Origin of the sequence: Pseudomonas flavocrustae, from assembly GCF_029872515.1 — a bacterium.
Classification (GTDB): Bacteria; Pseudomonadota; Gammaproteobacteria; order Pseudomonadales; family Pseudomonadaceae; genus Chryseomonas; species Chryseomonas aestiva.
Map to the genome: position 1 here is coordinate 940,038 of NZ_JAPDIQ010000001.1, position 18,149 is coordinate 958,186.

Consider the following 18,149-nt stretch of genomic DNA (forward strand, 5'->3'; position numbering starts at 1 on the left):
AGACAATGAGCAAGCAGATCCTCATCCTGCCGGGCGACGGCATCGGTCCGGAAATCATGGCCGAGGCGGTCAAGGTGCTGGAAGTGGTCAACCGCGACCATGACCTCGGCTTCGAACTGGTCCATGACGACCTGGGCGGCGCCGCCATCGACCGGTACGGCGTGCCCCTGGCCGATGAGACCCTGGCGCGCGCCCGCGCCGCCGATGCCGTGCTGCTGGGCGCCGTGGGCGGTCCCAAGTGGGACAAGCTCGAACGCGATATCCGTCCCGAGCGTGGTCTGCTGAAGATCCGTTCCGCGCTGGGCCTGTTCGGCAACCTGCGCCCGGCCATCCTATATCCGCAACTGGCCGAGGCCTCGACCCTCAAGCCGGAAGTGGTCTCCGGTCTGGACATCCTCATCGTCCGCGAGCTGACCGGCGGCATCTACTTCGGCTCGCCGCGCGAGACCCGGGTGCTGGAGAACGGCGAGCGCCTGGCCTTCGATACCCTGCCGTACAGCGAAGGCGAGATCCGTCGCATCGCCCGCGTCGGCTTCGACATGGCCCGTCTGCGTGGCGGCAAGCTGTGTTCGGTGGACAAGGCCAATGTCCTCGAGTCCAGCCGCCTGTGGCGCGAAGTGGTGGAGGAGGTGGCCAAGGACTATCCGGACATCGAACTTAGCCACATGTACGTCGACAACGCCGCCATGCAGCTGGTCCGCGCACCCAAGCAGTTCGATGTCATCGTCACCGACAACATGTTCGGCGACATCCTCTCCGACGAAGCCTCGATGCTGACCGGTTCCATCGGCATGCTGCCCTCGGCGTCCCTGGATGCCCACAACAAGGGCATGTACGAACCCTGCCACGGCTCGGCACCCGACATTGCCGGCCAGGGCGTGGCCAACCCCCTCGCGACCATCCTCTCGGTGGCCATGATGCTCAGGTACACCTTTGGCGCCGCCGCGGCGGCCGAGGCCATCGAGGCGGCGGTGGGCCAGGTGCTGGACCAGGGGCTGCGGACCGGTGACATCTGGTCGGAAGGCAAGCAGCGGGTCGGTACCCGCGAGATGGGCGAAGCAGTGGTCGCCGCCCTCGCAAGGCGTTAATCTGATCGGCCGCCGGGGGAGGCGGCCGTCCTCAAGACAATAAAGGTGCAGTAGCGATGAAACGTGTAGGTCTGATCGGTTGGCGTGGCATGGTGGGCTCCGTGCTCATGCAGCGCATGCTCGAAGAACGGGATTTCGACTTGATCGAGCCCGTGTTCTTCACCACCTCCAACGTTGGCGGCGAAGGCCCGGCCATTGGCAAGGGCGTGGCGCCGCTCAAGGATGCCTACAGCATCGACGAGCTCAAGACCCTCGACGTCATCCTCACCTGCCAGGGCGGCGACTACACCAGCGAGGTGTTCCCCAAGCTGCGCCAGGCCGGCTGGAAAGGCTACTGGATCGACGCGGCCTCCAGCCTGCGCATGCAGGATGACGCCGTCATCGTGCTGGACCCGGTCAATCGCCGCGTCATCGACCAGGCCCTGGCCGATGGCCGCAAGGACTTCATCGGCGGCAACTGCACCGTCAGCCTGATGCTGATGGCCCTGGGCGGGCTGTTCGAAGCCGGTCTGGTGGACTGGATGAGCGCCATGACCTACCAGGCCGCCTCTGGCGCCGGTGCGCAGAACATGCGCGAGCTGATCCGCCAGATGGGCGCGACCCACGCCGCCGTGGCCGACAGCCTGGCCGATCCCGCCAGCGCCATCCTCGATATCGACCGCCAGGTCGCCGAGACCCTGCGCAGCGAAGCCTTCCCCACCGAGCAATTCGGCGTCCCCCTGGCCGGCAGCCTGATCCCCTGGATCGACAAGGAACTGCCCAACGGCCAGAGCCGCGAGGAATGGAAGGCCCAGGCCGAGACCAACAAGATCCTCGGTCGCTTCAAGAATCCCATCCCTGTGGACGGTATCTGCGTGCGCATCGGCGCCATGCGCTGCCACAGCCAGGCGCTGACCATCAAGCTGAACAAGGATGTGCCGCTGTCCGACATCCACGGTCTGATCAGTCAGCACAATCCCTGGGTCAAGCTGGTGCCGAACAACCGCGAGGTCAGCATGCGCGACCTCACGCCAGCAGCCGTCACCGGCACCCTGAGCGTACCGGTCGGCCGGCTGCGCAAGCTGAACATGGGTTCCCAGTACCTGGGCGCCTTCACCGTGGGCGACCAGCTGCTGTGGGGCGCCGCGGAGCCGCTGCGGCGGATGCTGCGCATCCTGCTGGAGCAGTGAGCCGACGGCTAAACGTTTGCTTATAGAGGAGGGCCGCCAGTAAAGTGCGGCCCTCTTTCGTTGCGGACCGTCCCATCATGACTGCCAGAGATATCGCCCTCGTCGGTGCCACCAGTGCCTACGGCGAAGCCATTCGCGAACTCCTCGACGAACGCGACGTGCCCCTCGGGCGGTTGCACCTGCTCGCCAGCGGTGAGTCGGCGGGGCAGAATCTGCCCTTCCGAGGCAGCAATCTGCGCGTCACCGGCCTCGACGGCTTCGATTTCGCCCAGGTCGGCATCGTGATCCTGGCCGCGCCGGCCGCCGTGGTCGAAACCCTGCGGCCGCAACTGGTCGCTGCCGGTTGCGCCGTGCTTGATCTCAGCGGCGCCTCGGCCGCGCTGTCCGTGCTGCCACGTATCAATGGCGACCGCCTCGACCAGCTCCCGGCCGCCGCCTGGCTCGGTGTTCCCCTGGCAGCCGCCCAGGCGGCCGCCAGCGTGGCAGCCGTGCTCGCTCGCTTGAATACACTCCATGATGCTTCCCTGACGGCGTGCCTGGCCGCCTCCGGCGCCGGCCGTGGTGGCGTCGAGGAATTGGCGCGGCAGGCCACTGAATTGCTCAACGGTCGACCGGTCGAGGCGCGGCTGTTCGAAGGACAGCTGGCCTTCAATCTGCTCGGTCGCACCGGCGCAGCGACAGCGGATGGCTATACTGCCCAGGAACATCGTTTGCTGGACGAATGTCAGCAGGTGCTGGGAGCGCGCTTGCCGGTGCTGGACGTCACTGCCGTGCAGGCGCCGGTGTTCTTTGGCGACAGCCTGGCGCTCAGCTTGAGGGCCCAGGCGCCCTGGCAGCTGGAGCAGGTGCTGGAGGCCCTGGGTGACGAGCCGGGCCTGGCGCTCGACGAAGAACTCGATTGCCCGTCTGCCGTGGGCGATGCCCTGGGCCGGGAAGAGGTGCTGGTGGGACGGGTGAGGCTGCATCCGCGGGATGCCCGGCGGCTGGAATGCTGGCTGGTGGCGGACAATGTCAGATTATCGGCACTGACGGCCGTTCAGCTGGCCGAATTGTTGCTTAAACAGTCGGCCTAAAAGATACTTCGTGAAATGCTTCGCTCTTTTGGCTTGAGCAAAAGGGCAGTGGACGTGGCACGCAGCGATGGACACAGGCGCCCGCACGGTGGCGCGATCGACAGCTTCTAAAAAGGGACGGTCATGGTTCGAGTTCAGAAACTGGTGCGGGCAATTGCAGCGGCGAGCGCCTTGATGTCTGGCGCGGCCCAGGCCCTCAGCCTGGGGGAGATCCACCTCAATTCGGCCCTCAATCAGCCCTTCGATGCCACCATCGATCTGTCGGACCTGCGTGACCTCGGTACCGCCGAGTTGCGCCCCAATCTGGCGTCCGTCGAGGATTTCGGCAAGGCCGGTGTCGACCGTGCCTTCTTTCTCAACGATCTCAAGTTCACCCCGGAGGTGCGCAACGGGCGCACCGTCATCCGCGTAACCTCGGCGCGTCCGGTGCGCGAGCCCTATCTCAACTTCCTGCTGGAAGTGAACTGGCCGAGTGGCCGGATCCTGCGCGAGTACACCGTGCTGCTGGATCCGCCGCTCTATACCCCCCAGGCTGCGGCAGCGCCGTTCGCGCCCCAGGTGCCGGCCACGCCGCGAGCGCGCGCCAACACGCCGAGCGCACCGCGTCCGGCCACGCCGCCTGCCGCGCCAGCACCGAGCGCGACCCAGACACCGGGCACCTATACCACCGAGCGGCGCGATACCCTCTGGGAAGTGGCGGCGCGCAATCGCCCGGCCGCCAGCGTCACCGTCGACCAGACCATGCTGGCGATCCAGGATCTGAATCCCGACGCCTTCATTGATCGCAACATCAACCTGATGAAGAGCGGCCAGGTGCTGCGCCTGCCCGATCAGGCCCAGGCCGGAACGCGTCCCCAGCGCGAGGCGGTGGCCGAGATCGCCCGCCAGACCCGTGCCTGGAAGCAGGGCGGCGACGGCGCGCCTGCCGGGACGCCGCGCCGGCAGGTGGATGCTTCCGCCCAGCCGAGTGGCAACGAGGCCTCGACGCCTGCCGCCCCCAAGGACAATCTCAAGCTACTCTCCGGTCAGCCTGCCGGCCGCGCGGGCGAATCCGCCGGTGGCAAGGGTGGTGATCAGTCCCTGGCCGATCGCCTGGCGGTGACCCAGGAAAGCCTGGACACCACCCGCCGCGAGAACGAAGAACTCAAGAGTCGTCTGGGCGATCTGCAGTCGCAGCTCGACAAGCTGCAGAAGATCATGCAGCTCAAGGACGCCCAGCTGGCGCGGATGCAGGCCAACATGGCCAATCCCCAGGCCGCGGGTCAGCCGGCCCAGCCGCCGGCGACGCCCGAAGCGGCGGCTCCGGTGACGCCTGCGCCGGCCGAGAACACCCCCGCACCCACGCCCCAGGAAGCGACCGCCGCCGCGCCGGTCGCTCCGGTCGACGCCTCTGCACCCACCACCTCGCCGCCGGCCAGCGAGGCGGGTACCGGCGCGGCGCCGCCTGCGGCCAGCGAGCCCAAGGTCATCCCGGTCACGCCCAGCACCCCGGCGACCGAGCCGACCGAGGCCACCAACAGTTTCCTCGACGAGATCCTCAGCAATCCGCTCTGGCTCGGCATCATCGGCGGCAGCGCCTTGCTGGCCCTGCTGGTCCTGCTGATGATCAACTCGCGCCGCAACGCGGTGAAGGAGGCCGAGCGCGAGCGTGACGCCGAAGCTGCGCGCACCGACACCGTGTTCGACGCCGATCCCGAATTGGGCGATCACCATGCCCTCGCCGGGCTGGAGCTGAACCAGGGCAGCCAGGACGCGGCGCGTGACGCCGACGCCCAGGACGATGCCCTGGGTCAGGCCGACATCTACATGGCCTATGGCCGCTTCAGCCAGGCGGCCGAGGTGCTCAAGAAGGCCAGCGACCAGGAACCCCATCGCGCCGATCTGCGCCTCAAGCTCATGGAAGTCTATGCCGAGATGGGCGACAAGGACGGCTTCCAGCGCGAAGAGCGCGAACTCAAGGAGATCGGCGGCGCCCAGCCGGCGGTGGAGCACCTGAAGTCGCGCTATCCGGCCATGGCCACCGTCGCGGTCGCCTCGGCTGCGGTCGGGGCCGCCGCGCTGGCCGCTGCCCACGAACTGAGCGAGGAGCAATCGCGCAATCAGGGCTTCACGGCCACCGAGGACAGCCAGGACTTCGATCTGTCCCTGGATGACTTCGGCAGCGAGGATATCCAGGGTCATCAGCCTGCCGGTCCGGCGGAGGAACCCCTGTTCGGTGAAGCCTTCGCCGATGCCCAGGCCAAGGCGACCGACCCGCGCGACGATTTCGACTTCGATCTCAATTTCGATGCCGAGCCCGCTGCCACACCTGCGGCGACTCCAGCTGCCAAGGACGATGACTTCGCCCTGGACTTCAGCGAATTCGAGCGGCAGGGCGACCTGGCGCACGACGAGCCGACCGCGGGTTCCAGTGCGGCTTCGGCCTTCGACGAGCCACTGGATGCGCCCACGCCGCCGGCGGCCGACGCCGAGCTGCCCGCAAGTTTCGACCTCTCCGACTTCGACGACGAGCAACCGGCGCCCAAGCGCGAAAGCGACGAGGAATTCGCCGCCCGCCTGCAGGAGGCCTCTCGCCAGTTCGATGCGGAGACCACCAGTGGCACGGCGGGTAGCGACGGTCTGGACGACTTCGACTTCCTGTCCGGCGAAGACGAAACCGCCACCAAGCTGGATCTGGCACGCGCCTACATCGACATGGGCGATCCAGAAGGTGCCCGGGACATCCTCGACGAGGTGATTGCCGAGGGGAATGCCGGGCAGCAGCAGGAAGCCCGGGAGATCATCGCCCAGCTCAGCTAAGGCTGGCCGGACTTGGCAGAGGAGGGGAGGCGCTATAAGCTGCCTCCCCTTTTTTTTGCCTGGCCGTCGCCTTGGATTTTCTAGACCCCACGATCATCGTTCCACCGCAGCGCATCGCCCTGGGCGTCGAGTACAAGGGTGCCCGCTATCGCGGCTGGCAGCGCCAGCAGCCCGGTGTGCGCTCCGTGCAGGAGACCCTGGAAGACGCCCTCTCCGAGGTCGCCGCGGCGCCCATCGCGCTGCATTGCGCCGGGCGTACCGATTGCGGGGTGCACGCCACCGGCCAGGTGGTGCATTTCGAGTCACCCGTCGCCCGGCCGCTCAAGGCCTGGGTGATGGGCACCAATGCCAATCTGCCGTCGGATATCAGCGTGACCTGGGTCAAGCCGGTCAGCAACGAATTCCATGCCCGCTTCAGTGCCATGGCCCGGCGCTATCGCTATGTGATCTACAACGATCCCATCCGACCTGCGCACCTGGCGGAGGAGGTCACCTGGAATCACCGTCCGCTGCGGATCGAACCGATGCGCGAGGCGGCCCAGGTGCTGCTCGGCACCCACGATTTCACCTCCTTCCGAGCCAAGGCCTGCCAGGCGAAGTCGGCGATCAAGACCATCCATCATCTGCGTCTCTGGCAGAGCGGACGGCTGATCGTCCTCGACATCCGCGCCAATGCCTTCCTGCACCACATGGTGCGCAACATCGCCGGGGTGCTGATGGCGGTGGGCTGTGGCGAGCGGCCGGTGGCGTGGGTGAGCGAGGTCCTGGCCGCGCGCGAGCGGCGGCTGGGTGGCGTCACCGCCCATCCCTATGGCCTCTACCTGGTGGACGCCGAGTATCCCGAGAGCACGCCCGTGCCGAAGCGGCCGCTGGGTCCGCTGTTCCTGGGGCATATCCCCGAGCTGGATGACCCCCAAGGCTGACGCTGCGCGGGTGGTCTGCTAACATTCATCGATTTGGAACGAGGTCATTCCGGTTTGGCTAACGTTCGAGTGAAGATCTGCGGGATCACCCGGGTCGAGGATGCACTGGCCGCGGCGTCTGCCGGCGCCGATGCCATCGGCCTGGTGTTCTATGCGCGCAGCCCGCGGGCGGTCAGCGCTGCCCAGGCCCGCCAGATCGTGGCGGCCCTACCGCCCTTCGTGACCAGTGTCGGGCTGTTCGTCGATGCCTCGCCCTGCGAGATCGAGGAGACGCTCGACGCCGTGCCCCTGGACCTCCTGCAATTCCATGGCGACGAGTCGCCGGCGCAGTGCGCCCGTTATCGCCGTCCCTACATCAAGGCCCTGCGCATGCGCGAGGAGATCGACCTCGCCGCCGTTGCCCGGGACTATGCCGGTGCCCGCGGGCTGTTGCTCGACACCTATGTCGCCGGCGTGCCCGGGGGCACCGGCCAGGCCTTCGACTGGACTCGGGTGCCGCAGGACCTGTCGCTGCCACTGATCGTGGCGGGTGGGCTGGACGCGGATAACGTCGCCACGGCCATCGCCGCGTCCCGGCCCTTTGGGGTGGACGTGAGTGGCGGCGTGGAGCAGGCCAAGGGCATCAAGGATGCCGCCGAGATCGCCCGATTCGTGGCGGCCGTGAGGGGTGCGCCCATCGCCTGATGTGACCCTCGTCGGGTGGTTGCCGTCCACACCTGCGACATATTCAAGCAGACCCGCCCCGGGTGGGTCTGACGTCCGGCTCCCCGGGAGCCGGCATGCGACAAGAGGGTAGCGGCCCGGGATACAGCGGGCGCTGCCGAACCTATTACAGATGCTCAAGGAAGGCGTGGCCCAGGCCACGCTGGGAGCCCATGCAAGTGGAGAGAGATGCATGAGCAATTGGCTGGTCGACAAACTGATTCCTTCCATCATGCGGTCCGAGGTGAAGCGCAGTTCGGTGCCGGAAGGTCTTTGGCACAAGTGTCCGGCCTGCGAAGCGGTCCTCTACCGTCCGGAGCTGGAAAAGAATCTGGACGTGTGCCTCAAGTGCGGTCACCACATGCGCATCAACGCGCGACGCCGCCTGGACATCTTCCTCGACGCCGAGGGTCGTGAAGAGCTGGGTACCGAGCTGGAGCCGGTGGATCGCCTGAAATTCCGCGACAGCAAGAAGTACAAGGACCGTTTCACCGCGGCGCAAAAGGAAACCGGCGAAAAAGACGCGCTGATTTCCATGCGCGGCACCCTCAAGGGCATGCCGGTAGCGGTCTGCGCCTTCGAATTTTCCTTCATGGGCGGCTCCATGGGTGCCGTGGTCGGCGAGCGTTTCGTCCGCGCGGCCAACGTGGCCCTGGAAGAGCGCTGCCCGTTGATCTGCTTCTCCGCCTCGGGCGGTGCGCGGATGCAGGAAGCCCTGATCTCCCTGATGCAGATGGCCAAGACCTCCGCGGTGCTGGCGCGTCTGCGCGAAGAGGGCATTCCCTTCATCTCGGTGCTGACCGATCCGGTCTATGGTGGCGTCTCCGCCAGTCTGGCGATGCTGGGCGACGTCATCGTCGCCGAGCCCAAGGCGCTGATCGGCTTCGCCGGTCCGCGCGTGATCGAGCAGACCGTGCGTGAAAAGCTGCCGGAAGGCTTCCAGCGCAGCGAGTTCCTGCTGGATCACGGCGCCGTCGACCTCATCGTCTCGCGCAAGGAATTGCGTGATCGCCTGGCGCGCCTGCTGGCGACCTTCCAGCACCAGCCGGTCCCGGCGGCCTGATGGCTTCGCGCAGCCTCGCGCAATGGCTGGCCTATCTCGAGCAGCTGCATCCGTCGGCGATCGACATGGGCCTGGACCGGGTGCGCGAGGTCGCGCAGCGGCTGGGCCTGACCCGGCCGGCGCCGCGGGTGGTGACCGTGACCGGCACCAACGGCAAGGGCTCCACCTGCGCCTTTCTCGCCAGCCTGCTGCGCGCCAGCGGGCAGCGGGTCGGCGTCTATGCGTCGCCGCACCTGGTGCGCTACAACGAGCGCGTCGACGTGGACGGCACCCTCGCCAGCGATAGCGATCTCTGCACCGCCTTCGCCGCGGTGGAAGTCGCCCGCGGCGAGATCAGCCTGACCTATTTCGAAGTGGGTACCCTGGCCGCCTTCTGGCTGTTCGAGCGTGCCCGGCTGGATGTCGCCGTCCTCGAGGTCGGTCTGGGCGGACGCCTGGATGCGGTCAACCTGATCGATGCCGATCTGGCGCTGGTCACCAGCATCGGCCTGGATCACGCAGAATGGCTGGGCGATACCCGCGACAGCGTCGCCGTGGAAAAGGCCGGAATCTTCCGCGCCGGCAAGCCGGCCCTCTGTGGCGATCTGGATCCCCCCGCGCCGCTGATCGACGCCGCCGAGCGCCTGGGCGCGCCCTTGCTGCTGCGCGGCGAAGCCTTCGATCTGCGCATCGAGAGTGCCGGCTGGTTCTGGCGTGGGCGTGATGCCCAGGGCAATGACCTGGCGCTGCCAGGCCTGCCGCTACTCGATCTGCCCATGGAAAATGCCGCCCTGGCCTTGCAGGCCTACGCGTTACTCGAACAACCCTGGCTGCCGCAGCAGATCGCGGCGGCGCTCCAGGCCACGCGCATGACCGGTCGGCTCGATCGGCGCCAGGTCGAGCGGGCAGGGCAGAGGCGCAGCGTCCTGCTGGACGTGGCCCATAATCCCCATGCCGCCGAATACCTGGCCCGCCGCCTGGCGATGAAGCCGGTCGCCGGCGTACGGCGCGCGGTGTTCGGCGTCCTGGCCGACAAGGACCTGGACGGCATCCTGGCGCCCCTGGAAAGTCTGTTCGCCAGCTGGGCAGTGGCGAGTCTGCCGACCCCGCGCAGTCGCGACGGTGGCGAGGTGGCCGCTCTCCTGGCGGCGCGCGGTGCGCGCGCCGAGGCCCATGCCTCGCTGCTGGCCGCCTTCGAGGCGCAACTGGCCGCCAGTGCGGCTGACGACGAGGTGGTGGTGTTCGGCTCCTTCTACAGTGTCGCCGAGGTCCTCGCGCAGCTCTCTTCCCCATCCGAATCCGCGGAGGCATAACCCATGCTCAAGCAAAGAGTCATCGGCGCGCTGGTGCTGCTGGCGCTGATCATCATCTTCGTCCCCATGCTCTTCAATCGCCAGGACGATGCCCGCAAGGTGGCGGTCGAGGCGCCGGGCCAGCCGGCCGCACCCACGGTGCCCAGTACCGAGGTGCAGCCGGTGCAGACACCCGAGGCGCCGCCGGTGGTGGTGGTGCCGGACGAGCCGGCCAAGCCGCTCGGCAAGCCGCAGACGCCGATCGCCGGCACCTCCGGCCAGGCGCCGACGCAGAATGCGCCGGCGAACCCCGCGCCGGCGCCATCCCAGCCTGCCGCGCCGGTCGCCAAGGCGCCCGCCGCCAGCGCACCCGTCGCCAGTCCTCCGGCGGCACCTGCGGCGGCCCCGGCACCCGCGGCCAAGCCGGATTCGCGCCTGGGCGCGGCCAATCTGCCCAACAGCTGGTCGGTCCAGCTCGCCAGCCTGTCGTCGCGGCCCAGCGCCGATGCCCTGCAGGCCAAGCTGCGCAGCCAGGGCTACAACGCCTATGTACGGACCGCCGACGGCATGAACCGGGTCTTCGTCGGGCCGGTGATAGAGCGCAGCGAGGCGGATCGCCTGCGCGACCAGCTCAACAAGCAGAATGGCGTCAAGGGCTTCGTCGTCCGCTTTCAGCCGGAGCGCGGTTAACCCGGTCACAAGGCTCTGCTAGAATGCAGGGCCTTTTTGTAAGTGGACCTTGCCGTGGGCTTCACCTGGGTGGACTGGGCGATCGTCGCCGTTGTCATCGTTTCCTGCCTGATCAGTCTCAGGCGCGGCTTCGTCAAGGAAGCGTTGTCACTGGCGACCTGGATCGTGGCCGGTGGCGTGGCCTGGGTCTTCGGTGGGGCCCTGTCCAATTACCTGGTGGACTATATTCAGGTGCCGTCCGGACGGGTGATCGCCGCCTGTGTCATTCTCTTCGTGCTGACACTGCTCGTCGGCGCCCTGGTGAGCTTCTTGCTTGGCGAATTGATCCGCGTCACCGGCTTGTCGGGCACCGATCGCTTTCTCGGAATGGCCTTTGGCGCCGCTCGCGGTGCGTTGCTGATCACCGTGGCGGTGGGGCTGCTGAGCCTGGGGCCGGTCCAGCAGGACGGCTGGTGGCAGCAGTCGGTGCTGGTTCCACATTTTCTCCTGGTGGCCGATTGGTCGAAGAATCTGCTGTTGGGCTTTGCCGGCCAATGGCTGGGCGCGACGCCCATGCCCAGTCTGCAACTGTTGCCACAGCTGGGGCCCAAGGCTCCTTGAACGGTTTTCCAGGCCTCGCACTGCCGGGGTCATCCTGCGATGGTTCGCCGTCGCATCACTTGAAACAGTGGGGTCGCGTCGCATGTGTGGCATCGTAGGTATCGTGGGCAAGACGAACGTCAACCAGTCGTTATACGACGCGCTCACCGTCCTTCAACATCGCGGTCAGGATGCCGCCGGTATCGTCACCAGCCTGGACGGTAAACTCTTCCTGCGCAAAGACAACGGCCTGGTCCGCGACGTCTTCCAGCAGCGTCACATGCAGCACCTGGTCGGCCGCATGGGCATCGGCCATGTGCGCTACCCCACGGCCGGCAGCTCCAGCTCCGCCGAGGCGCAGCCGTTCTATGTCAACTCGCCCTATGGCATCACCCTCGCGCACAACGGCAACCTGACCAACGTCGAGCAGCTGTCCCGCGAGATCTACGAATCCGATCTGCGCCACGTCAACACCAATTCGGATTCCGAGGTGCTGCTCAACGTCTTCGCCCACGAGCTGGCGGTGCGCAACAAGCTGCAGCCGACCGAGGACGACGTCTTCGCCGCGGTCTCCGAGGTCCATGAGCGCTGCCGTGGCGGCTATGCCGTGGTGGCCATGGTGACGGGCTACGGCATCGTCGGCTTCCGCGACCCCAATGCCATCCGGCCCATCGTCTTCGGTCAGCGTCACACCGAATACGGTGTGGAATACATGATCGCCTCCGAGAGCGTCGCCCTCGACGTGCTCGGCTTCACCCTGATCCGCGACCTGGAACCGGGCGAAGCGGTGTACATCACCGAAGACGGACGGCTCTATACCCGCCAGTGCGCGCAGAATCCGCAGTACGCGCCCTGCATCTTCGAGCACGTCTACCTGGCCCGTCCGGATTCCATCATCGATGGCATCTCGGTCTACAAGGCCCGCCTGCGCATGGGCGAGAAGCTCGCCGAGAAGATCCAGCGCGAGCGGCCCGAGCACGACATCGACGTGGTCATCCCGATCCCGGACACCAGCCGCACCGCGGCCCTGGAGCTCGCCAACCACCTGGGCGTCAAGTTTCGCGAGGGCTTCGTCAAGAATCGCTACATCGGCCGGACCTTCATCATGCCCGGCCAGGCCGCGCGCAAGAAGTCGGTACGCCAGAAGCTCAACGCCATCGAACTGGAATTCCGCGGTAAGAACGTGATGCTGGTGGACGACTCCATCGTCCGCGGCACCACCTGCAAGCAGATCATCCAGATGGCCCGCGAAGCCGGCGCCAAGAAGGTCTATTTCTGCTCGGCGGCTCCGGCGGTGCGCTTCCCCAACGTCTACGGCATCGACATGCCCAGCGTGCACGAGCTGATCGCCCACGGCCGCACCACCGAGGAAGTCGGCGAGCTGATCGGCGCCGACTGGCTGATCTACCAGGACCTGCATGACCTGCAGGAAGCCGTGCGCACCCGCAAGGCACCCAAGGTCGAGCAGTTCGACTGCGCGGTGTTCGATGGCGAGTACATCACCGGCGACGTCGATGCCGCCTATCTGAATCGGATCGAGCAGGCGCGCAACGACGCGGCCAAGGTCAAGCACAAGGCCGTCAGCGCCATCATCGATCTCTACAACGACTAAGGAGCTGCACATGAGCCAAGACTGGGATGCCGGACGCCTGGACAGTGATCTCGAGGGCGCGGCCTTCGAGACCTTGGCGGTGCGGGCAGGGCAGCAGCGCTCGCCGGAAGGCGAGCATGGCGAAGCCCTGTTCCTGACCAGCAGCTACGTGTTCCGGACCGCCGCGGATGCCGCGGCGCGCTTCGCCGGCGAGGTGCCGGGCAACGTCTATTCGCGCTACACCAATCCCACGGTGCGTACCTTCGAGACCCGCATCGCGGCCCTCGAAGGGGCCGAGCAGGCGGTGGCCACCGCCTCGGGCATGTCCGCCATCCTGGCCATGGTCATGAGCCTGTGCAGCGCCGGCGACCACGTGCTGGTCTCGCGCAGCGTGTTCGGCTCGACCATCAGCCTGTTCGAGAAGTACTTCAAGCGTTTCGGCATCGAGGTGGACTATCCGCCGCTGGCCGATCTGGACGCCTGGCAGGCGGCCTGCAAGCCCAATACCCGGCTGTTCTTCGTCGAGTCGCCGTCCAATCCCCTGGCCGAGCTGGTGGACATCGCCGCCCTGGCCGAGATCGCCCATGCCCAGGGTGCGCTGCTGGCGGTCGACAACTGCTTCTGCACCCCGGCGCTGCAGAAGCCGCTGGCGCTGGGTGCCGATATCGTCATCCATTCGGCGACCAAGTACATCGATGGTCAGGGCCGGGGCATGGGTGGCGTGGTCGCCGGCCGTGCCGAGCAGATGAAGGAAGTGGTGGGTTTCCTGCGTACCGCCGGTCCGACCCTGAGCCCCTTCAATGCCTGGCTGTTCCTGAAGGGCCTGGAGACGCTGAAGATCCGCATGCAGGCGCACAGCCAGACCGCACTGGTGCTGGCGCGCTGGCTGGAAGGCCAGCCCGGCGTCGAGCGGGTCCACTACGCCGGCCTGGAAAGCCATCCGCAGCATGGGCTGGCGTGCCGCCAGCAGAGCGCCTTCGGCGCCGTGGTGAGCTTCGAGGTCGCCGGTGGACGTGACGCCGCCTGGCGCTTCATCGATGCCACCCGGATGATCTCCATCACCACCAACCTGGGTGATACCAAGACCACCATCGCCCACCCGGCGACGACCTCGCACGGGCGGCTGTCGCCGGCCGAGCGTGCCAACGCCGGGATCCGCGACAGCCTGATCCGTATCGCCGTGGGTCTCGAAGACCTGGGTGATCTGCGCCAGGACCTGGCCCGCGGACTGGCGGCCCTATGAGTCTGACGTTCGCGCCGGTGGAATTGCGCGTCGCCCTGGTCACCGGCGCGGCGCGTGGGATCGGGCTGGGCATCGCCGCCTGGCTGGTAGCCGAAGGCTGGCGGGTAGTGGTGGCCGACATCGAGCAGGAGCGCGGCGCCAAGGTGGCCGCCGCCCTTGGCGAACGCGCCTTGTTCGTCGCCCTGGACGTGGCTGACGAGAGTCAGGTGGAGTCCGCCGTCGCCCAGGTGATCGGCCAGTTCGGGCGGCTGGATGCCCTGGTCAACAATGCCGGTCTCGCCACTGCCCAGGGCCAGCCGCTGGAAAGCCTGGCACTGGCCGAATGGCGCAGGGTGCTCGGGGTGAATCTGGACGGCCCCATGCTGCTGGCCAAGCATTGCGCACCCTATCTGCGCGAGCAGCAGGGCGCCATCGTCAACATCGCCTCGACCCGTGCCCAGCAGTCCGAGCCCCATGGCGAGGCCTACGCCGCGAGCAAGGGCGGGCTGCTGGCCCTGACCCACGCCCTGGCCATCAGCCTGGGTCCGGAAGTGCGGGTGAATGCGCTCTCTCCGGGCTGGATCGATGCGCGCGATGCCCATGTCCGCGAGGCCGAGCCGCTGTCCGCTGCCGACCACGAGCAGCATCCGGTCGGGCGGGTAGGGACGGTGGAAGACGTCGCGGCCTGCGTGGCCTGGCTGCTGAGCGGCAACGCCGGTTTCATCAGCGGCGAGGCCATCACCCTGGACGGCGGCATGACCCGCAAGATGATCTACCGGGAATAGCGCCTCGTAGAAAATATAATTGGAAAATTCCTTGACGGATCAAGGAGCTACGAGGAGAATGCGCGTCACCCGAAGGGGATGGCTGATTAGCTCAGCTGGGAGAGCACCTGCATCACACGCAGGGGGTCGGCGGTTCGATCCCGTCATCAGCCACCAAACTCTTCGGGAAGTGTTCCGCAAGGTACACGCAATGCGCGGCGGTAGTTCAGTCGGTTAGAATACCGGCCTGTCACGCCGGGGGTCGCGGGTTCGAGTCCCGTCCGCCGCGCCATACAAGTTGTTCCGGGTCCTCTGAACTGCCCGAACGACGCAAGAGAAGCTGCCCCAGGGCAGCTTTTTTTGTGCCTGAAGAAAAGGCCGGTCGATCGTTCGCGGGCTGGCGCCGCTCTGGCCGCCAGCGCCAGCCGGTGGCTCCGTTCAGATCACGAATTCCGCTACCACCTGCCGGAGACCGGCCGCCAGGCGCGACACCTCGTTGCTGGCGCTGGAGGTCTGGCTGGCACCTGCCGCGGTCTGGTCGGACAGGTCCTTGATGCTGATCAGGCCACGGTCGATGTCCTTGGCCACCAGCGCCTGTTCTTCGGCGGCCGTGGCGATCAGCGCCGTGCGCTCATCGATGCCGCCCATGGCGCCGGCGATGGCCCGCAGGGCACCATTGGCTTCCCGCGCAACGGCGAGGGATTGCTCGGCGGTCTGGCTGCTCTGCTGCATGGCCTTCACCGCGTCCGTCGAATCGTACTGGATGGTGCCGATCATGGCTTCGATCTCCCGCGTCGACTGCTGGGTGCGATGGGCGAGGGCGCGGACTTCATCCGCGACCACGGCGAAGCCGCGGCCCTGATCACCGGCGCGGGCGGCCTCGATGGCGGCGTTGAGCGCCAGCAGATTGGTCTGCTCGGCAATGGCGCGGATGACGTCGACGACGTTGCTGATTTCCTGGGCGCGACCCGACAGCGTCCGGATCTGACCGCTGCTCTGATCGACCTGGGTGGCCAGTCGTTCGATGGCGGTCAGGGTCGCGGCCACGTGCTCCAGGCCGGCCTGGGTAAGGGCGCTGCCCCGTTGCGAGGCGCCGGCGCTTTCCTCCGCATGGCGTGCCACCTCGTCCACCGCGGCGCTCATCTCCGTCACCGCCGTGGCGACCTGGCCGATCTCGTCGTTTTGCCTGAGCAGGCCGCGATTGCCATCGTCGATCACCGCGGTCATCTCTTCGGCGGCGGCGGCCAGTTGACTGGAGCTGTCCGCCAGATGGGCCACGGTCGCGCGCAGGTTGGCCTGCATGCCGGCCAGGGCGGTCAGCAGGCCGGCGGCCTCGTCGCTGCCCGCCACCTGGATATCTTCGGCGAGATCCTTGTTGGCGATCCGCTGGGCGATGCGCAGGGCTTCGCCGATGGGCACGGTGATGCTGCGCGTCAGCAGGAGGGCGAGGGCGACGGTGGCCAGCAGGGTGGCGAGGATCAGGCCGACGACCCAGGCCAGGCCGTGGTCGTAGATCCGGCCCGCCGCGATGCCCGACGCGACCGCACCACGGTCGTTCAGCGCGGCCAGGCTTTCGATCTGCGCCTGTACCTGGTCGGCGGCGATCCGCATGTTGCCATCGGCCAAGGCGGTGGCGCCCGCCAGGTCACCGCTGCGATAGAGGGTCGCGAAGCTGTCCAGCAGGCTCAGGTAGCCCGCGGCGCCGTTCTGTACGGCCTGGTAGAGCTGCTGTTCCGCGTCGCTGGACACCAGCGGCGCATAGTCCGCGATTTCCTTGGCGAAGCGGCTGCGCAGCTCGACCAGTGCCGTGGCCATTTCCGACCTGCGCCCCGAATCCTGCGTACCCAGGCTTCTCAGGCTTTCGAGGCGCAACCGGAGCAGCGCCGCGGTCATCTGCCCGGCCTGGCGCACGCTGGGCATCCAGTCCGTCTCCACCTCGATTTCCGACTGCCTGAGTTGCCGCATCTGGATCAGGGCGATGGCCCCAAGCGCGATGACGATTGCTACGATAATCGAGAAGGCCAAGGCCGACCGACGACCCACCTTGAGTGTGCGCATCATCATGACAGTCACCATGAAGGAGGCCCGAGGGAACACCGGGCTGGAGTTGTGATGTGCATCACACGCTATAGCGGGTGGCTTAGCGGCGGCTTAAGGCTGAGCCGCCCATCGGACCACTGGTCTGACGATGGCGGTGCGCCCTGAACAGGGCCGGGCGCTGCGAGGCAGCTGTCGCTTCAGGCGCGGCGATCCCTGGCGGCGCTAGCGGGCCGGGGCACCCATCTGCGCCGAGATGCGCGCCGTGGTAGCGAGCATCTGCTCGACGTACTCGGCCTTGAGGTCTTCACGGAAGCGGAAGCAGGGAAAGGACACGCTCAGGCCGGCCACGACCTGGCCGAAGCGGTCGCGGATCGGCGCCGCCAGGCACCTCATGTTGGCCTCGAATTCCTCGTGGTCTTCGGCAAAACCCAGCTCACGAACCCGCGCCAGCTCCGTCAGATAGGCGGCCAGGCTGTCGAGGGTGTTGGGCGTGCGGCGGACAAAGGTTTCCTGGGCGAGGATCTGGCGTACCTCGGCTTCCGCTCGCCAGGCCATCAGCACCTTGCCGATCCCGGTGCAATACAACGGCGCCCGCCGACCGATGCGTGAATACATGCGCAGGGTGTAGCGCGAGTCGAGCTTGTGCACATAGACGATGGCGCCCTCGTCGAAGATGCCCAGGTGGACGGTCTCGCCGGTGAGGTCGTTGAGCAGGCGCATGCCCGGCTCGGCCTCGCGGACCAGCTCCAGCTGGGGCAGGGCGCGGGCTCCCAGTTCGAACAGTTTGACGCTCAGCCGGTAGCGGTCTTCGGCGTCCTGGACCACATAGCCCAGGGCCTTGAGCGTCTGCAGGAAGCGGTGGACGGTGCTCTTCGACAGGTCCAGCTGCTGCGCCAGCTCCGAGACGCCGCAGTCGTCCTCGCGCTCGCCGAGGGCTTCGAGCACCGCCAGGGTACGCCCGACGGCGCTGACCATGTCGTTGCCGAGAATCTGATTCTTTTCCATCTAACCGCCGGTCGCCTGATTGCCGGAACACTGTTCCATTCTGATTGACGAACGCAGGAAAGGCCAGCAACACTGTCTTCCAGCGAATGGAACAACGTTCCAAAGTATTTCGCGCGTAAGGGTCTCTTTCCACCGCTGGCGGTCGCCGGGGGTGCGAACAAAAACAACAA

15 protein-coding genes, 2 tRNA genes and 1 pseudogene are annotated in these 18,149 nt (G+C 67.1%); 15 read left to right on the plus strand and 3 right to left on the minus strand.

What is annotated here, in order from left to right; all coding sequences use genetic code 11:
• The first annotated feature begins 5 nt into the window (after window positions 1-5).
• The 15 genes from leuB to OMP44_RS04430 all read left to right on the plus strand — a co-directional run bounded on the left by leuB (window position 6) and on the right by OMP44_RS04430 (window position 15,226).
• Window positions 6-1,088 (plus strand): 3-isopropylmalate dehydrogenase, encoded by a 1,083-nt coding sequence (leuB, locus tag OMP44_RS04360; RefSeq protein ID WP_133860862.1) that lies wholly within the window; start codon window positions 6-8, stop codon window positions 1,086-1,088.
• Between the two features lie 56 nt (window positions 1,089-1,144).
• Entirely contained in the window at window positions 1,145-2,257 is a 1,113-nt protein-coding gene (gene asd, locus OMP44_RS04365; RefSeq protein WP_133860861.1) for an aspartate-semialdehyde dehydrogenase, read from the plus strand.
• Window positions 2,258-2,334: 77 nt separating this feature from the next.
• On the plus strand, window positions 2,335-3,330 hold the full coding sequence (locus OMP44_RS04370; protein WP_273862138.1) for an aspartate-semialdehyde dehydrogenase: 996 nt from the start codon (window positions 2,335-2,337) through the stop codon (window positions 3,328-3,330).
• 174 nt (window positions 3,331-3,504) lie between these two features.
• Window positions 3,505-6,129 carry a motility hub landmark protein FimV gene (locus OMP44_RS04375; RefSeq protein ID WP_431312617.1) on the plus strand — a complete coding sequence of 875 codons (2,625 nt, stop codon included), beginning with the start codon at window positions 3,505-3,507 and terminating at the stop codon, window positions 6,127-6,129.
• 71 nt (window positions 6,130-6,200) lie between these two features.
• A complete protein-coding gene (gene truA / locus OMP44_RS04380) occupies window positions 6,201-7,052 on the plus strand; it encodes a tRNA pseudouridine(38-40) synthase TruA (protein WP_187979519.1) in 852 nt (283 codons plus the stop codon).
• Window positions 7,053-7,106: 54 nt separating this feature from the next.
• Window positions 7,107-7,736: a phosphoribosylanthranilate isomerase gene (locus OMP44_RS04385; RefSeq protein WP_280306686.1), complete on the plus strand. Its 630-nt coding sequence runs from the start codon at window positions 7,107-7,109 to the stop codon at window positions 7,734-7,736.
• A 211-nt stretch (window positions 7,737-7,947) separates the two neighbouring features.
• Window positions 7,948-8,817, plus strand: coding sequence for an acetyl-CoA carboxylase, carboxyltransferase subunit beta (accD, locus tag OMP44_RS04390; protein ID WP_133860856.1), 870 nt, complete (start codon window positions 7,948-7,950; stop codon window positions 8,815-8,817).
• Complete coding sequence (gene folC / locus OMP44_RS04395) at window positions 8,817-10,109, plus strand: bifunctional tetrahydrofolate synthase/dihydrofolate synthase (RefSeq protein WP_280306688.1); 1,293 nt, start codon at window positions 8,817-8,819, stop codon at window positions 10,107-10,109. Before accD ends, folC begins: the two co-directional genes overlap by 1 nt.
• Before the next feature lie 3 nt (window positions 10,110-10,112).
• Entirely contained in the window at window positions 10,113-10,778 is a 666-nt protein-coding gene (locus OMP44_RS04400; protein ID WP_273862135.1) for an SPOR domain-containing protein, read from the plus strand.
• 54 nt (window positions 10,779-10,832) lie between these two features.
• Entirely contained in the window at window positions 10,833-11,378 is a 546-nt protein-coding gene (locus tag OMP44_RS04405) for a CvpA family protein (RefSeq protein WP_017641289.1), read from the plus strand.
• Between the two features lie 82 nt (window positions 11,379-11,460).
• Window positions 11,461-12,969 carry an amidophosphoribosyltransferase gene (purF, locus tag OMP44_RS04410; RefSeq protein WP_133860853.1) on the plus strand — a complete coding sequence of 503 codons (1,509 nt, stop codon included), beginning with the start codon at window positions 11,461-11,463 and terminating at the stop codon, window positions 12,967-12,969.
• Window positions 12,970-12,979: 10 nt separating this feature from the next.
• A complete protein-coding gene (locus OMP44_RS04415) occupies window positions 12,980-14,191 on the plus strand; it encodes an O-succinylhomoserine sulfhydrylase (RefSeq protein ID WP_273862133.1) in 1,212 nt (403 codons plus the stop codon).
• Complete coding sequence (locus tag OMP44_RS04420; protein ID WP_273862132.1) at window positions 14,188-14,955, plus strand: SDR family oxidoreductase; 768 nt, start codon at window positions 14,188-14,190, stop codon at window positions 14,953-14,955. Before OMP44_RS04415 ends, OMP44_RS04420 begins: the two co-directional genes overlap by 4 nt.
• Window positions 14,956-15,035: 80 nt before the next feature.
• Window positions 15,036-15,111 (plus strand) — tRNA-Val (locus OMP44_RS04425).
• A 38-nt stretch (window positions 15,112-15,149) separates the two neighbouring features.
• A tRNA-Asp gene (locus tag OMP44_RS04430) sits at window positions 15,150-15,226 on the plus strand.
• Between the two features lie 146 nt (window positions 15,227-15,372).
• Here the strand turns inward: OMP44_RS04430 and OMP44_RS24860 are convergent.
• The 3 genes and pseudogenes from OMP44_RS24860 to kdgR form a co-directional block, all read right to left on the minus strand.
• Window positions 15,373-16,236 (minus strand): methyl-accepting chemotaxis protein, encoded by an 864-nt coding sequence (locus tag OMP44_RS24860; protein ID WP_431312626.1) that lies wholly within the window; start codon window positions 16,234-16,236, stop codon window positions 15,373-15,375.
• Window positions 16,228-17,010: pseudogene (locus tag OMP44_RS24865) on the minus strand (MCP four helix bundle domain-containing protein); the annotation flags it as partial. The pseudogene OMP44_RS24865 and the gene OMP44_RS24860, both read right to left, overlap by 9 nt.
• A gap of 186 nt (window positions 17,011-17,196) precedes the next feature.
• Entirely contained in the window at window positions 17,197-17,979 is a 783-nt protein-coding gene (kdgR, locus tag OMP44_RS04440; RefSeq protein ID WP_133860849.1) for a DNA-binding transcriptional regulator KdgR, read from the minus strand.
• Window positions 17,980-18,149 lie beyond the last annotated feature (170 nt).

Coding starts and splice junctions, on each gene's coding strand:
- leuB (WP_133860862.1), top strand. CDS start 6: ATGAGCAAGCAGATCCTCATCCTGCCGGGCGACGGCATCGGTCCGGAA.
- asd (WP_133860861.1), top strand. CDS start 1,145: ATGAAACGTGTAGGTCTGATCGGTTGGCGTGGCATGGTGGGCTCCGTG.
- OMP44_RS04370 (WP_273862138.1), top strand. CDS start 2,335: ATGACTGCCAGAGATATCGCCCTCGTCGGTGCCACCAGTGCCTACGGC.
- OMP44_RS04375 (WP_431312617.1), top strand. CDS start 3,505: ATGTCTGGCGCGGCCCAGGCCCTCAGCCTGGGGGAGATCCACCTCAAT.
- accD (WP_133860856.1), top strand. CDS start 7,948: ATGAGCAATTGGCTGGTCGACAAACTGATTCCTTCCATCATGCGGTCC.
- folC (WP_280306688.1), top strand. CDS start 8,817: ATGGCTTCGCGCAGCCTCGCGCAATGGCTGGCCTATCTCGAGCAGCTG.
- OMP44_RS04400 (WP_273862135.1), top strand. CDS start 10,113: ATGCTCAAGCAAAGAGTCATCGGCGCGCTGGTGCTGCTGGCGCTGATC.
- purF (WP_133860853.1), top strand. CDS start 11,461: ATGTGTGGCATCGTAGGTATCGTGGGCAAGACGAACGTCAACCAGTCG.
- OMP44_RS04415 (WP_273862133.1), top strand. CDS start 12,980: ATGAGCCAAGACTGGGATGCCGGACGCCTGGACAGTGATCTCGAGGGC.
- OMP44_RS04420 (WP_273862132.1), top strand. CDS start 14,188: ATGAGTCTGACGTTCGCGCCGGTGGAATTGCGCGTCGCCCTGGTCACC.
- OMP44_RS24860 (WP_431312626.1), bottom strand. CDS start 16,236: ATGCAGGCCAACCTGCGCGCGACCGTGGCCCATCTGGCGGACAGCTCC.
- kdgR (WP_133860849.1), bottom strand. CDS start 17,979: ATGGAAAAGAATCAGATTCTCGGCAACGACATGGTCAGCGCCGTCGGG.